Here is a 14558-nt window from a genome sequence, read left to right as displayed (position 1 = left end):
ATATGGCAAAGAATCTGATCCTGTGGTTGATCATCGCGGCTGTCCTGGTGACGGTGATGAACAACTTCTCCAGCCCTAACGAGCCGCAGACCCTCAACTATTCCGACTTCATCCAGCAGGTCAAGGATGGCAAGGTCGAGCGCGTAGCGGTTGATGGCTACGTGATTACCGGCAAGCGCAACGATGGCGACAGCTTCAAGACCATTCGCCCGGCGATCCAGGACAACGGCCTGATCGGCGACCTGGTGGATAACCACGTCGTGGTCGAAGGCAAGCAGCCTGAGCAGCAAAGCATCTGGACCCAACTCCTGGTCGCCAGCTTCCCGATCCTGGTGATCATCGCCGTGTTCATGTTCTTCATGCGGCAGATGCAGGGTGGTGCCGGTGGCAAGGGCGGGCCGATGAGTTTCGGCAAGAGCAAGGCGCGCCTGCTCTCCGAGGATCAGGTGAAAACTACCCTGGCTGACGTTGCCGGTTGCGACGAAGCCAAGGAAGAAGTCGGTGAGCTGGTCGAGTTCCTGCGCGATCCGGGCAAGTTCCAGCGCCTGGGTGGCCGCATTCCTCGCGGTGTGCTGATGGTTGGTCCTCCGGGTACCGGTAAAACCTTGATCGCCAAGGCTATCGCCGGCGAAGCCAAAGTACCGTTCTTCACCATTTCCGGCTCCGACTTCGTCGAGATGTTTGTCGGTGTGGGTGCCAGTCGTGTTCGCGACATGTTCGAACAGGCCAAGAAACACGCTCCATGCATCATCTTCATCGACGAAATCGATGCGGTCGGTCGCCATCGTGGCGCCGGCATGGGTGGTGGTCACGACGAGCGCGAGCAGACGCTCAACCAGTTGCTGGTCGAGATGGACGGCTTCGAAATGAATGACGGCATCATCGTGATTGCCGCGACCAACCGTCCTGACGTGCTGGACCCTGCGTTGCTGCGTCCAGGTCGTTTCGACCGTCAGGTTGTGGTCGGTCTGCCGGACATTCGTGGCCGCGAACAGATTCTCAAGGTTCACATGCGCAAAGTGCCAATGGGCGACGACGTTGCTCCGGCCGTGATCGCTCGTGGTACCCCGGGGTTCTCGGGTGCCGATCTGGCCAACCTGGTGAACGAGGCATCGTTGTTCGCTGCCCGTGCCGGCAAGCGCATCGTCGAGATGAAAGAGTTCGAACTGGCGAAAGACAAGATCATGATGGGCGCCGAGCGCAAATCCATGGTCATGTCCGAGAAAGAAAAACAGAACACGGCTTATCACGAAGCGGGCCACGCTATTGTGGGGCGTGTCGTGCCTGAGCATGATCCGGTGTACAAGGTGTCGATCATCCCGCGCGGTCGTGCGCTGGGTGTGACCATGTTCCTCCCGGAAGAAGATCGTTACAGCCTGTCCAAGCGTGCATTGATCAGCCAGATCTGCTCGCTGTACGGCGGTCGTATCGCTGAAGAAATGACCCTGGGCTTCGATGGCGTGACCACCGGTGCTTCCAACGACATCATGCGCGCCAGCCAGATTGCGCGGAACATGGTGACCAAGTGGGGGCTTTCGGAAAAACTCGGTCCGTTGATGTATGCCGAAGAAGAGGGAGAAGTGTTCCTCGGTCGTGGCGGTGGCGGTCAGAATGCAAGCTTCTCTGGCGAAACAGCCAAGCTTATCGACTCCGAAGTGCGCAGCATCATCGATCAGTGCTATGGCACGGCGAAGCAGATTCTCACGGACAACCGTGACAAGCTCGATGCCATGGCTGATGCCTTGATGAAGTACGAAACCATTGATGCCGAGCAGATCGACGACATCATGGCGGGTCGTACGCCTCGCGAGCCGCGTGACTGGTCGGGTGGCACGGGTACTTCCGGCACCCCGCCGGTGGTGCAGGATGAGCGTCCGGAAACACCGATCGGTGGTCCTGCTGCTGACGTATAAGGTTTGAAATGACTTCTGTTCAGTCCTCGACCCGGTTGCCTTGCGGCAACCGGGTTCTTGATTTGGCCCAGACGCATGTCATGGGTATTCTCAATGTCACTCCTGATTCATTCTCCGATGGTGGCCAATACAGCCAGCTCGACGCGGCCATGCGCCACGCCGAAGCCATGGTGGCGGCCGGCGCGACGCTGATCGATGTCGGTGGCGAATCCACCCGCCCTGGTGCCAGGGCGGTGTCGCCACTGGAGGAGTTGGAGCGCGTAGCGCCCATCGTCGAGCGCATCAGTCGCGAGTTGGACGTCATTATCTCGGTCGACACCTCCACGCCAGCGGTCATACGTGAAACTGCGCGCCTGGGGGCCGGGTTGATCAATGATGTGCGTTCGTTGCGCCGCGATGGTGCGCTGGATGCCGCGGCGGCCACCGGTCTGCCGGTTTGTCTGATGCATATGCTGGGCGAGCCAGGCGATATGCAGGACAATCCGCAGTATCAGGACGTTACAAGGGAAGTCGGTGAGTTTCTCGCTGAGCGCATGCATCAATGTTCATTGGCGGGGATTCCGGCTGAGCGGATCATTCTTGATCCGGGCTTTGGCTTCGCCAAAACCTTGCAGCACAATCTGAGCTTGTTCAAACATATGGAAGCCCTGCATGCCCTGGGGCGGCCCCTGTTAGTCGGGGTTTCGCGAAAGAGCATGATTGGTCAGGCATTGAATCGTCCGGTGGAAGACCGACTGTATGGTGGTTTGGCGCTCGCGGCGCTGGCTTCGGCGAAAGGTGCGCGTATATTGCGCGTCCATGATGTAGCCGAAACAGTGGATGTGGTCCGGATGATCGCCGCAGTGGAATCAGCCGAATAAGAATGAAGGAGCACTTATGAGCAAAAAATATTTTGGCACCGATGGTATTCGTGGGCGCGTCGGTGAATACCCGATTACTCCTGATTTCATGCTCAAGCTTGGCTGGGCTGCAGGTATGGCGTTCCGCAAGATGGGCGCCTGCAAGGTATTGGTAGGTAAGGACACCCGGATCTCCGGTTACATGTTCGAGTCGGCACTTGAAGCAGGGCTGACGTCGGCAGGTGCCGATGTGATGCTTTTGGGGCCTATGCCGACCCCGGCGATTGCTTACCTGACGCGCACCTTTCATGCCGAGGCTGGCATCGTCATCAGTGCGTCGCACAATCCGCATGATGACAATGGCATCAAGTTTTTCTCCGGCAGGGGCACCAAGCTTCCGGATGAAGTCGAGCTGATGATCGAAGAATTGCTCGATACGCCAATGACCGTGGTGGAATCAAGCAAGATCGGCAAGGTGTCGCGAATCAACGATGCGTCGGGGCGCTATATCGAATTCTGCAAGAGTAGCGTGCCGACCGGCACTAGCTTCTCGGGTCTGAAAATCGTGATCGACTGCGCTCACGGTGCGACTTACAAAGTGGCGCCGAGCGTGTTCCGCGAGTTGGGTGCTGAAGTCGTCGTGCTGTCGGCGCAGCCGAATGGTTTGAATATCAACGACAATTGCGGTTCGACCCATATGGGACAGCTGCAGGCTGCCGTCGTGGCTGAGCACGCCGATCTGGGTATCGCCTTCGATGGTGACGGCGACCGCGTTCAGATGGTCGATCACACAGGTGCGGTGGTGGATGGCGACGAATTGCTGTTCATCATTGCTCGTGATCTGCATGCTCGCAACCAGCTGCAGGGCGGCGTGGTCGGAACCCTGATGAGTAACCTGGGGCTGGAGCTGGCCCTGGCTGATCTGGGTATTCCACTTGTGCGTGCCAATGTCGGTGACCGCTATGTCATAGCCGAGCTGCTGGAGCGCAACTGGATCGTGGGTGGCGAAAACTCCGGGCACATCGTGTGTTTCAGTCACACCACCACGGGTGATGCAATCATTGCGGCACTGCAGGTGTTGATGGCGCTGCGCACGCGTGACGAAGGTCTGGCGCAATCCCGGCAGGCGCTGCGCAAGTGCCCTCAGGTGCTGATCAATGTGCGTTTCGGCGGTGGTGCAAATCCCCTCGAGCATCCATCGGTCAAGGAAGCCAGCGAGCGTGTTACCCAGGCGATGGCTGGGCGTGGGCGGGTGCTGTTGCGCAAGTCCGGGACAGAACCGCTGGTGCGCGTCATGGTTGAAGGTGAAGACGAAACCCTGGTTCGCGGCTATGCCGAAGAGCTGGCAAAACTGGTTACTGAAGTTTCTGCCTGAATTCGGCTTGCCAGCCTTGATTGTGTTGGGTAACATCTGCGCCCACTTTGACCGACGAGGTACAGCATGCGTCGCCCTATGGTAGCTGGTAACTGGAAGATGCACGGTACCCGCGCCAGCGTCGCTGAGCTGATCAACGGCCTTCGTGACTTGGCCTTGCCGAGCGATGTTGATGTAGCGGTATTCCCGCCTTTGCTGCATATCAATCAAGTGATTGATGGCTTGAAAGGAAAGTCGATTTCGGTCGGCGCGCAGAATTCTGCGGTGGAGTCCGGGCAAGGTGCGTTGACCGGTGAAGTTGCACCGAGTCAGTTGGTGGATGCAGGTTGTTCCCTGGTGCTTGTCGGGCACTCCGAACGCCGCCAGATTATGGGCGAGCAGGACGGAATGCTGATCCGCAAGTTCGCAGCGGCACAGGCGTGTGGCTTGATTCCGGTGTTGTGTATAGGGGAAACCCTTGAGCAGCGTGAAGCCGGAAAGACTCTTGAGGTTGTCTCGCGTCAGCTGGGCAGTATCATTGAGGAGCTGGGTGTCGGTGCCTTTGCCAAGGCAGTGATCGCTTATGAGCCGGTCTGGGCCATTGGTACCGGACTGACTGCAACGCCACAACAGGCGCAGGATGTGCATGCAGCCATTCGCGCCCAGTTGGCGGCAGAGAATTCTGAGGTCGCGCAAGGTGTGCGGCTTCTATACGGCGGCAGCGTGAAGGCGGCCAATGCGGTCGAACTGTTCGGCATGCCGGATATCGATGGGGGTCTCATTGGTGGGGCTTCCCTGAATGCAGATGAGTTCGGTGCGATTTGTCGCGCCGCGGGAAACTGAAAAAATGCTGGAAACAGTCGTAGTCGTTTTTCATCTGCTGGGTGCATTGGGCGTAGTAGCTCTGGTTTTGCTGCAGCAGGGTAAAGGTGCGGATGCTGGCGCGTCTTTCGGAGCAGGTGCTTCAAATACTGTGTTCGGAAGCCAAGGTTCCTCTACCTTTCTTAGTAAGTTTACTGCTATACTTGCCGCAGGTTTTTTCATGACCAGCTTGGGGTTAGGTTACTTTGCTAAAGAGAAGGCTCACCAGCTGACTCAAGTAGGTCTCCCAAATCCAGCGGTACTGGAAGTTCCAAAGCAACAACCGGCTTCTGATGATGTCCCGGTGCTTCAAGAGCAAAAGTCGGCTACTCCAGCGACTGACGTGCCTCCAGCTCAAGAGCAGAAGTAAGAAGGGTTTCAAACGTAGTATTGCCGAGGTGGTGGAATTGGTAGACACGCAACCTTGAGGTGGTTGTGCCCATAGGGTGTAGGGGTTCGAGTCCCCTTCTCGGTACCAATTAGTCAGGAGAGCCCGCTGTTGCGGGCTTTCTTGCAGGTGGAAGGTTACATTGACCCTGTAGGGGATCGGTCGTATACTTCCGCCCCAGCTTTGTCGCGGGGTGGAGCAGTCTGGTAGCTCGTCGGGCTCATAACCCGAAGGTCGTCGGTTCAAATCCGGCCCCCGCAACCAGTTTAAGGAGCCCCTTTTAAGGGGCTTTTTGTTAGCTGGACACTTTCAACGCCGCTGTTCGACGGCGTTTCAAGGATGGGCGTTTAGCCCATTTTTTTATTTTGCATAGCATGCACATACATGCACTAGGGGGTTCAGGTGTCGAGCAAGCTAGAAGAGTTGCAGGCCTTGCTGGCCCCGGTGGTCGTGGCCCTAGGCTATGAATGCTGGGGTATTGAGTTTTCGGCCCAGGGTCGCCACTCAATGTTGCGCGTTTATATCGATAAAGAAGGCGGCGTGCTGGTGGACGATTGCGCCATCGTCAGCCGTCAGATCAGCGGTGTGCTGGATGTTGAAGATCCAATCTCCGTTGAATACACCCTTGAAGTTTCCTCGCCTGGCATGGAACGCCCGCTGTTCACTCTTGAGCAGTTTGCAAAATTTGCCGGTGAACAAGTGAAGATCAAGCTGCGCTCGCCTTTTGAAGGACGACGCAACTTTCAGGGCCTTCTGCGCGGCGTAGAAGAGCAGGATGTCGTGGTGCAAGTAGATGACCATGAGTTCCTGTTGCCGATCGATATGATCGACAAGGCCAACATTATTCCCAGTTTTGACTGAGGCGTGCCAGATACTGCGGATCCCGCGGATCCAATGGCTTGCGAAAGGCGAGGCGTACGATGAGCAAAGAAGTACTGCTGGTTGTTGAGTCGGTATCCAATGAAAAGGGCGTACCGGCAAACGTGATTTTTGAAGCGCTGGAGCTGGCTCTGGCCACTGCTACCAAAAAGCGTTTTGAAGACGAAGTTGATCTGCGTGTGGAAATCAATCGCCACACCGGCGCTTACGAGACTTTCCGTCGCTGGACGGTCGTCGAGGAAGCTGACCTGGACGATCCGGCCATCGAAACCTGGCCGAGCAAGGTTGCCGAAACGCATCCTGGCGCCAAGGTCGGCGACGTTGTCGAAGAGAAAATCGAATCCATCGAGTTCGGCCGCATTGCTGCACAGACTGCCAAGCAAGTCATCGTGCAGAAAGTACGCGAAGCAGAGCGCGCTCAGGTTGTTGACGCTTACCGCGAGCGCCTGGGTGAAATCATCTCCGGCACCGTGAAAAAAGTCACCCGCGACAACGTGATCGTCGATCTGGGTAACAACGCTGAAGCGTTGCTGGCCCGTGAAGACATCATTTCTCGCGAAACTTTCCGGGTTGGCGTGCGCCTGCGTGCGCTGCTCAAGGAAATCCGCACCGAGAACCGCGGCCCGCAGTTGATCCTGTCGCGTACCGCGCCGGAAATGCTGATCGAGTTGTTCCGCATCGAAGTGCCGGAAATTGCCGAAGGCCTGATCGAAGTGATGGCTGCGTCCCGTGATCCGGGTTCGCGCGCCAAGATCGCCGTTCGCTCCAAGGACAAACGCATCGACCCGCAAGGCGCTTGCATCGGTATGCGCGGTTCGCGCGTCCAGGCAGTGTCGGGTGAGTTGGGCGGTGAGCGTGTTGACATCGTTCTGTGGGACGACAACCCGGCTCAGTTCGTGATCAACGCCATGTCCCCGGCCGAGGTTGCGGCAATTATCGTTGACGAAGATGCCCACGCAATGGACATCGCCGTTGGCGCAGACAATCTGGCTCAGGCCATTGGTCGCGGTGGTCAGAACGTGCGTCTGGCCAGCCAGTTGACTGGCTGGACCCTGAACGTGATGACCGAATCGGACATCCAGGCTAAACAGCAAGCAGAAACCGGCGACATCCTGCGCAACTTCATCGACGAGCTGGAAGTCGACGAAGAACTGGCTCAGGTGCTGGTTGATGAAGGCTTCACCAGCCTGGAAGAGATTGCCTACGTACCGTTGGAAGAAATGCTCAACATCGACGGCTTTGACGAGGAAATCGTCAACGAGCTTCGCGCTCGTGCCAAGGATCGCTTGTTGACCAAAGCCATCGCTACTGAGGAAAAGCTGGCAGACGCCCATCCGGCCGAAGACCTGCTCTCGCTTGAGGGTATGGACAAGGATTTGGCGATGGAACTGGCGGTGCGCGGCGTAATTACCCGCGAAGACCTGGCCGAGCAGTCTATTGACGACCTGCTCGACATCGACGGCATTGACGATGATCGTGCCGGCAAGTTGATCATGGCCGCCCGAGCCCACTGGTTCGAGTAATTAGGCGCGGCCTGAGGAGAGAAGTGCATGACGCAAGTCACGGTGAAACAACTGGCCGATGAGGTCAAAACACCGGTAGAGCGCCTGTTGCAGCAGATGCGTGAGGCAGGTCTGCCGCACACCGCCGCCGAAGAAAGTGTGACTGACAGTGAGAAGCAATCGTTGCTGACTCACTTGAAAAGCAGCCACAAGGCGAAAGTGGAAGAACCACGCAAGATTACGCTGCAGCGTAAAACCACCAGCACCCTGCGGGTTGCTGGCAGCAAAAGCATCAGCGTTGAAGTACGCAAGAAGAAAGTCTTCGTACAGCGCAGCCCGGAAGAAATCGAAGCCGAGCGCAAGCGTGAACTGGATGAACGTCGCGCAGTAGAAAATGCTGCACGCCAGAAGGCTGAAGAAGAAGCCAAGCGTCGCGCCGAAGAAGAAGCGCGTCGCCAGCCTGCTGCTGCGCAGACCGCTCCTGCCGAACCTGTCGCAACGCCTGTCGCAGTGGCCGAGCCTGTGCGCGAAAGCGCTCCGGTTGTGGCAGCTGCCCCGGCTCCTGCGGCCGACACTCGCAAGCGTGACGAACAGCGTCGTCCGGACAAACCACGTGCCGACGACAACAGTCGTCGCGGTGGCGGCGATGGCGAGCGCAAAAACGCTCCGCATCGTGCTTCGGTCAAGGAAAAGGCGCCGGCTCCACGCGTTGCTCCACGTACTACCGACGAAGAAAGCGATGGCTTCCGTCGTGGTGGTCGCGGCAAGGCCAAGCTGAAGAAGCGCAACGCTCACGGTTTCCAGAGCCCAACCGGCCCTGTCGTGCGCGAAGTGAAGATCGGCGAAACCATCACTGTTGGCGATCTCGCTCAACAGATGTCGGTGAAGGCTGCTGAAATCATCAAGTTCATGTTCAAACTGGGTACTCCAGCGACCATCAACCAGGTACTCGATCAGGAAACTGCTCAACTGGTTGCCGAAGAGCTGGGCCACAAAGTGACCCTGGTCAGCGACACCGCCCTGGAAGATTCCCTGGCCGAGTCCCTGAAGTTTGAAGGCGAGGCAGTTTCCCGTGCGCCGGTCGTGACTGTAATGGGCCACGTTGACCACGGTAAAACTTCCCTGCTCGACTACATCCGTCGTGCCAAGGTTGCTGCTGGCGAAGCCGGTGGTATCACCCAGCACATCGGTGCGTACCACGTTGAAACCGACCGTGGCATGGTGACGTTCCTCGACACCCCTGGTCACGCCGCGTTCACCGCGATGCGTGCCCGTGGTGCCAAGGCGACCGACATCGTGATCCTCGTGGTTGCAGCGGACGACGGCGTGATGCCGCAAACCATCGAAGCTGTTCAGCACGCTCAGGCTGCTGGCGTTCCGCTGGTTGTCGCGGTGAACAAGATCGACAAGCCAGGTGCTGACCTCGATCGTATCCGTAGCGAACTGTCGGTTCACGGCGTGACGTCGGAAGAGTGGGGTGGTGACACGCCGTTCGTACCGGTCTCGGCGAAGATGGGTACCGGTGTCGACGAACTGCTCGAAGCGGTATTGCTGCAAGCCGAAGTTCTGGAATTGACTGCAACGCCATCGGCTCCTGGCCGTGGTGTCGTGGTTGAATCCCGCCTGGACAAAGGCCGTGGCCCGGTGGCTACCGTGCTGGTTCAAGACGGTACCCTGCGTCAGGGCGACATGGTCCTGGTCGGTTCGAACTATGGCCGCGTGCGTGCCATGCTCGACGAGAATGGCAAAGCCATCAAGGAAGCCGGTCCTGCCATCCCTGTCGAGATCCTCGGCCTGGACGGTACTCCGGATGCCGGCGACGAGATGAGCGTGGTTGCCGACGAGAAGAAAGCCCGTGAAGTGGCTCTGTTCCGTCAAGGCAAGTTCCGCGAAGTCAAACTGGCTCGCGCTCACGCCGGCAAGCTGGAAAACATCTTCGAAAGCATGGGCCAGGAAGAGAAGAAGACGCTCAACATCGTCCTCAAATCCGACGTCCGTGGCTCGCTGGAAGCGTTGAACGGTGCCTTGAACGGCCTGGGTAACGACGAAGTGCAAGTGCGTGTGGTCGGTGGCGGCGTCGGTGGTATCACCGAATCCGATGCCAACCTGGCACTGGCCTCCAACGCTGTACTGTTCGGCTTCAACGTGCGTGCCGATGCCGGTGCGCGCAAGATCGTCGAGCAGGAAGGTCTGGATATGCGTTACTACAACGTGATCTACGACATCATCGAAGACGTCAAGAAAGCCCTGACCGGTATGCTCGGCAGCGATGTTCGCGAGAACATCCTGGGTATCGCCGAAGTGCGTGACGTGTTCCGTTCGCCGAAGTTTGGCGCGATCGCCGGTTGCATGGTTATCGAAGGTGTTGTTCACCGTAACCGTCCAATCCGTGTACTGCGTGAAGACATCGTTATCTTCGAAGGCGAGCTGGAATCCCTGCGCCGCTTCAAGGATGACGCTTCCGAAGTACGTGCCGGCATGGAATGCGGTATCGGCGTGAAGAGCTACAACGACGTCAAGGTCGGTGACAAGATCGAAGTCTTCGAGAAGGTGCAGGTTGCTCGCAGCCTCTAACTCGCGCACTTCAAGAGCCGTGACGGGTCGCCGCATGCAAATGCGCAATTCGTCACCAGGACTCTAAACGCAACGCCCGGTCTGGCTTTTGTCAGGCCGGGCGTTTGCCGCTTTCAGACCTTGCGGGTTTCACCGCGGGGCAGTAACAGGTAACAAGACATGGCAAAAGAATACAGCCGTACCCAACGTATCGGCGATCAGATGCAGCGTGAGCTGGCACAACTGATCCGTCGTGAAGTCAAAGACCCGCGCGTCGGCCTGGTCACCATTACTGCAGTGGAAGTCAGCCGTGACGTCGGTCACGCCAAGATCTTCATCACCGTGATGGGCCAGGACAGCGCCGAAGAAATCGCACAAAGCATCAAGGTGCTCAACTCTGCCGCGGGTTTCCTGCGCATGCAGCTGGCCCGTGAGATGAAGCTGCGCAGCGTTCCACAGTTGCACTTCCACTACGACGAAAGCGTCGTGCGTGGTGCGCACTTGTCGGCATTGATCGAGCGCGCAGTGGCTGAAGACAATCAGCATCCGGTTGCGGCAGAAGCCGAAGACACCAAGGAGTAATCGGTGGCTCAGGTCAAACGTATCCGTCGTAACGTCAGCGGCATCATCCTGCTCGACAAGCCGCTGGGGTTCACCTCCAACGCGGCCTTGCAGAAGGTTCGCTGGTTGCTCAATGCCGAGAAGGCCGGACACACCGGCAGTCTCGATCCCTTGGCCACAGGCGTGTTGCCGCTGTGCTTCGGCGAGGCCACCAAGTTCTCGCAATACCTGCTCGATTCCGATAAGGGTTATGAAACCTTGGCGCAATTGGGCAAAACCACCACCACGGCGGATGCCGAGGGTGAAGTTTTGCAGGAGCGCCCGGTGACCGTTGGTCGCACCGATATCGAGGCTGTACTGCCGAAATTTCGTGGGCAAATCAGTCAGATACCGCCGATGTACTCCGCACTCAAGCGTGACGGCCAGCCGTTGTACAAGCTGGCTCGTGCTGGCGAAGTAGTGGAGCGCGAACCGCGTTCTGTTACTATTACGCGCTTGGAATTGCTGGCCTTCGAAGGTGATACTGCGCGGCTGGCGGTGGATTGCAGCAAAGGCACCTATATCCGTACTCTGGTGGAGGATATCGGTGAGCAACTCGGTTGTGGCGCTTACGTTGCAGAACTGCGACGTACCCAGGCCGGGCCATTCACCCTGGCGCAGACGGTTACCCTGGAAGAGCTGGAAGCAGTACATGCCGAAGGCGGCAACGAGGCGGTCGATCGCTTCCTGATGCCATCGGACAGCGGCCTGCTGGATTGGCCACTGTTGCAGTTCTCGGAAGCGAGTGCGTTCTACTGGCTCAACGGCCAGCCGGTACGTGCCCCGGATGCTCCGAAGTTCGGCATGGTGCGAGTACAGGATCACAATGGTCGCTTCATCGGTATCGGTGAAGTGAGCGAAGACGGGCGTATCGCGCCGCGTCGACTGATTCGGTCAGAATGACCGGACGAGGGTGGCTGTTAACAGGCACGGTCACTACTCATTTTTAGATACAGGGATTTGTCCCTGGCCTGTTGAAACTGTTTTTCTGAAACAGTTTCCTGATAAAAGGATTGCCTCATGGCTCTCGACGTTCAAGAAAAAGCTCAAATCGTAGCTGACTACCAGCAAGCTGTTGGTGACACTGGTTCGCCAGAAGTGCAAGTTGCACTGCTGACCGCCAACATCAACAAACTGCAAGGTCACTTCAAGGCCAACGGTAAAGACCACCACTCCCGTCGTGGTCTGATCCGCATGGTTAACCAGCGTCGTAAGCTGCTGGACTACCTGAAAGGCAAGGACGTGAGCCGTTACAGCGCTCTGATCGCTCGCCTGGGTCTGCGTCGCTAATAGCGATTGCGCTAGAGGTTGGTTGTCTGTCGTGCGTCAGCGGGTTTCCCGCCAGCGCATGGCAGGCTTCCAGCCTCAAGTTTTATCTGGATGTCTGCTTTACCTGTGTGAGTGCACCCCGGACAACCGGTCGGGCCGATTCCCGGCGTTGCCCAAGAATTTCGCAAGAAACCAGTTCCCCAAGAGCCACAAAGAAGGTAGGACACCGTGAACCCGGTAATCAAAAAATTCCAGTTCGGTCAGTCGACCGTTACCCTCGAGACTGGCCGTATCGCCCGTCAGGCCTCCGGCGCAGTATTGGTCACCGTTGACGACGACGTCAGCGTATTGGTGACCGTAGTCGGTGCCAAGCAAGCCGATCCAGGCAAGGGTTTCTTCCCTCTGTCTGTTCACTACCAGGAAAAGACTTACGCTGCCGGTAAGATCCCTGGCGGTTTCTTCAAGCGCGAAGGCCGTCCTTCCGAGAAAGAAACCCTGACTTCCCGACTGATCGACCGTCCGATCCGTCCGCTGTTCCCAGAAGGTTTCATGAACGAAGTGCAGGTTGTCTGCACCGTTGTTTCCACCAGCAAGAAGACCGATCCGGACATCGCTGCGATGATCGGTACCTCGGCTGCCCTGGCCATCTCCGGCATTCCTTTCGATGGTCCGATCGGCGCTGCCCGCGTTGCGTTCCACGAAAGCACCGGCTACCTGCTGAACCCGACTTACGAGCAACAGGCTGCTTCGAGCCTGGACATGGTCGTTGCCGGTACTTCGGACGCTGTGCTGATGGTTGAATCGGAAGCCAAAGAGCTGACCGAAGACCAGATGCTGGGCGCGGTACTGTTTGCTCACGACGAGTTCCAGGTTGTGATCAACGCTGTCAAAGAACTGGCTGCCGAAGCTGCCAAGCCAACCTGGACCTGGGCTCCACAGCCTGAAGCCACCGAACTGCTGGGCGCTATCCGTGCCGAGTTCGGCGAAGCGATCTCCCAGGCTTACACCATCACCGTCAAGGCCGACCGTTACGCTCGCCTGGGTGAGTTGAAGGACCAGGTCGTTGCCAAGCTGTCCGGTGAAGAAGGCCAGCCTTCCGCTTCCGACGTCAAAGCTGCTTTCGGTGAAATCGAATACCGCACCGTTCGCGAAAACATCGTAAACGGCAAGCCACGTATCGACGGTCGTGACACTCGCACCGTGCGTCCGCTGAACATCGAAGTCGGTGTTCTGCCAAAGACCCACGGTTCGGCACTGTTCACCCGTGGCGAAACCCAGGCTCTGGTAGTCGCGACTCTGGGCACCGCCCGTGACGCGCAGTTGCTGGACACCCTGGAAGGCGAGAAAAAAGACCCGTTCATGCTGCACTACAACTTCCCTCCGTTCTCGGTGGGCGAGTGTGGTCGCATGGGTGGCGCTGGTCGTCGCGAAATCGGTCACGGCCGTCTGGCCCGTCGTTCGGTTTCGGCCATGCTGCCTGCCGCTGACGTGTTCCCGTACACCATCCGCGTGGTTTCGGAAATCACCGAATCCAACGGTTCGAGCTCGATGGCTTCCGTTTGCGGCGCTTCCCTGGCCCTGATGGACGCTGGCGTTCCAATGAAGGCGCCGGTTGCCGGTATCGCCATGGGTCTGGTTAAAGAAGGCGAGAAATTCGCCGTCCTGACCGACATCCTGGGTGACGAAGACCACCTGGGCGACATGGACTTCAAGGTAGCCGGTACCGCCAAAGGCGTGACCGCGCTGCAGATGGACATCAAGATCAAGGGCATCACCGAAGAAATCATGGAAATCGCTCTGGGCCAAGCCCTGGAAGCGCGCCTGAACATCCTCGGTCAGATGAACCAGATCATTGGCCAGTCGCGTACCGAACTGTCGGCCAACGCTCCGACCATGATCGCGATGAAGATCGACACCGACAAGATCCGTGACGTTATCGGTAAAGGCGGCGCGACCATTCGTGCGATCTGTGAAGAAACCAAGGCTTCGATCGACATCGAAGACGACGGTTCGATCAAGATCTTCGGCGAAACCAAGGAAGCTGCTGAAGCTGCCCGTCAGCGCGTTCTGGGTATCACCGCTGAAGCCGAAATCGGCAAGATCTACGTCGGTAAGGTTGAACGCATCGTCGACTTCGGCGCATTCGTCAACATCCTGCCGGGCAAGGACGGTCTGGTTCACATCTCCATGCTGAGCGACGCTCGCGTTGAGAAAGTGACCGACATTCTGAAAGAAGGCCAGGAAGTGGAAGTTCTGGTACTGGACGTGGACAACCGCGGCCGTATCAAGCTGTCCATCAAAGACGTGGCAGCAGCCAAGGCTTCGGGCGTTTAATTACGCCTCACGCCTGACCGCTTCAACGTTATAAAAAATGCCCCGCCGTGAAAACGGTGGGGCATT

The 14558-nt window shown here is 57.9% G+C and carries 12 protein-coding genes and 2 tRNA genes; all 14 read left to right on the top strand.

All coding sequences use genetic code 11. The features are described from left to right. Positions 1–2: 2 nt before the first annotated feature. Positions 3–1913, top strand: coding sequence for an ATP-dependent zinc metalloprotease FtsH (gene ftsH / locus ABIA48_RS11010; protein WP_057398827.1), 1911 nt, complete (start codon positions 3–5; stop codon positions 1911–1913). A gap of 8 nt (positions 1914–1921) precedes the next feature. Further along, on the top strand, positions 1922–2773 hold the full coding sequence (folP, locus tag ABIA48_RS11005; protein WP_429488590.1) for a dihydropteroate synthase: 852 nt from the start codon (positions 1922–1924) through the stop codon (positions 2771–2773). A 16-nt stretch (positions 2774–2789) separates the two neighbouring features. After that, on the top strand, positions 2790–4127 hold the full coding sequence (gene glmM / locus ABIA48_RS11000; protein ID WP_429488588.1) for a phosphoglucosamine mutase: 1338 nt from the start codon (positions 2790–2792) through the stop codon (positions 4125–4127). 66 nt (positions 4128–4193) lie between these two features. Next, complete coding sequence (gene tpiA / locus ABIA48_RS10995; RefSeq protein ID WP_429488586.1) at positions 4194–4949, top strand: triose-phosphate isomerase; 756 nt, start codon at positions 4194–4196, stop codon at positions 4947–4949. 4 nt (positions 4950–4953) lie between these two features. Next, the gene (gene secG / locus ABIA48_RS10990; protein ID WP_033063466.1) at positions 4954–5337 is read left to right on the top strand and encodes a preprotein translocase subunit SecG; all 384 of its coding nucleotides are present in this window, start codon (positions 4954–4956) and stop codon (positions 5335–5337) included. Positions 5338–5359: 22 nt separating this feature from the next. Beyond that, a tRNA-Leu gene (locus tag ABIA48_RS10985) sits at positions 5360–5445 on the top strand. A gap of 97 nt (positions 5446–5542) precedes the next feature. After that, positions 5543–5619: transfer RNA gene (locus ABIA48_RS10980), tRNA-Met, on the top strand. A 138-nt stretch (positions 5620–5757) separates the two neighbouring features. Further along, on the top strand, positions 5758–6216 hold the full coding sequence (gene rimP / locus ABIA48_RS10975; protein ID WP_007915250.1) for a ribosome maturation factor RimP: 459 nt from the start codon (positions 5758–5760) through the stop codon (positions 6214–6216). Between the two features lie 59 nt (positions 6217–6275). Then, on the top strand, positions 6276–7757 hold the full coding sequence (gene nusA, locus ABIA48_RS10970) for a transcription termination factor NusA (protein WP_007988680.1): 1482 nt from the start codon (positions 6276–6278) through the stop codon (positions 7755–7757). Between the two features lie 27 nt (positions 7758–7784). After that, complete coding sequence (gene infB, locus ABIA48_RS10965) at positions 7785–10310, top strand: translation initiation factor IF-2 (protein WP_429488583.1); 2526 nt, start codon at positions 7785–7787, stop codon at positions 10308–10310. Positions 10311–10469: 159 nt separating this feature from the next. After that, the gene (gene rbfA / locus ABIA48_RS10960) at positions 10470–10871 is read left to right on the top strand and encodes a 30S ribosome-binding factor RbfA (protein WP_007973108.1); all 402 of its coding nucleotides are present in this window, start codon (positions 10470–10472) and stop codon (positions 10869–10871) included. Positions 10872–10874: 3 nt separating this feature from the next. Continuing rightward, complete coding sequence (truB, locus tag ABIA48_RS10955) at positions 10875–11792, top strand: tRNA pseudouridine(55) synthase TruB (protein WP_057716473.1); 918 nt, start codon at positions 10875–10877, stop codon at positions 11790–11792. Positions 11793–11909: 117 nt separating this feature from the next. Then, entirely contained in the window at positions 11910–12179 is a 270-nt protein-coding gene (gene rpsO, locus ABIA48_RS10950) for a 30S ribosomal protein S15 (protein WP_011332409.1), read from the top strand. Between the two features lie 207 nt (positions 12180–12386). Then, complete coding sequence (gene pnp, locus ABIA48_RS10945; RefSeq protein WP_007988674.1) at positions 12387–14492, top strand: polyribonucleotide nucleotidyltransferase; 2106 nt, start codon at positions 12387–12389, stop codon at positions 14490–14492. Positions 14493–14558 lie beyond the last annotated feature (66 nt).

The sequence above is a fragment of the Pseudomonas sp. S30_BP2TU TE3576 genome (assembly GCF_050436025.1).
In the GTDB taxonomy this organism is placed as follows: Bacteria; Pseudomonadota; Gammaproteobacteria; order Pseudomonadales; family Pseudomonadaceae; genus Aquipseudomonas.
Note: the sequence above shows the minus strand (reverse complement) of the source record. Positions and strands in the feature narration are given on the sequence as shown.

Bases quoted from the DNA above. Each gene is read 5' to 3' on its own strand.
- secG (WP_033063466.1), top strand. From the start codon at position 4,954: ATGCTGGAAACAGTCGTAGTCGTTTTTCATCTGCTGGGTGCATTGGGC.
- rbfA (WP_007973108.1), top strand. From the start codon at position 10,470: ATGGCAAAAGAATACAGCCGTACCCAACGTATCGGCGATCAGATGCAG.
- nusA (WP_007988680.1), top strand. From the start codon at position 6,276: ATGAGCAAAGAAGTACTGCTGGTTGTTGAGTCGGTATCCAATGAAAAG.
- infB (WP_429488583.1), top strand. From the start codon at position 7,785: ATGACGCAAGTCACGGTGAAACAACTGGCCGATGAGGTCAAAACACCG.
- rpsO (WP_011332409.1), top strand. From the start codon at position 11,910: ATGGCTCTCGACGTTCAAGAAAAAGCTCAAATCGTAGCTGACTACCAG.
- tpiA (WP_429488586.1), top strand. From the start codon at position 4,194: ATGCGTCGCCCTATGGTAGCTGGTAACTGGAAGATGCACGGTACCCGC.
- glmM (WP_429488588.1), top strand. From the start codon at position 2,790: ATGAGCAAAAAATATTTTGGCACCGATGGTATTCGTGGGCGCGTCGGT.
- folP (WP_429488590.1), top strand. From the start codon at position 1,922: ATGACTTCTGTTCAGTCCTCGACCCGGTTGCCTTGCGGCAACCGGGTT.
- ftsH (WP_057398827.1), top strand. From the start codon at position 3: ATGGCAAAGAATCTGATCCTGTGGTTGATCATCGCGGCTGTCCTGGTG.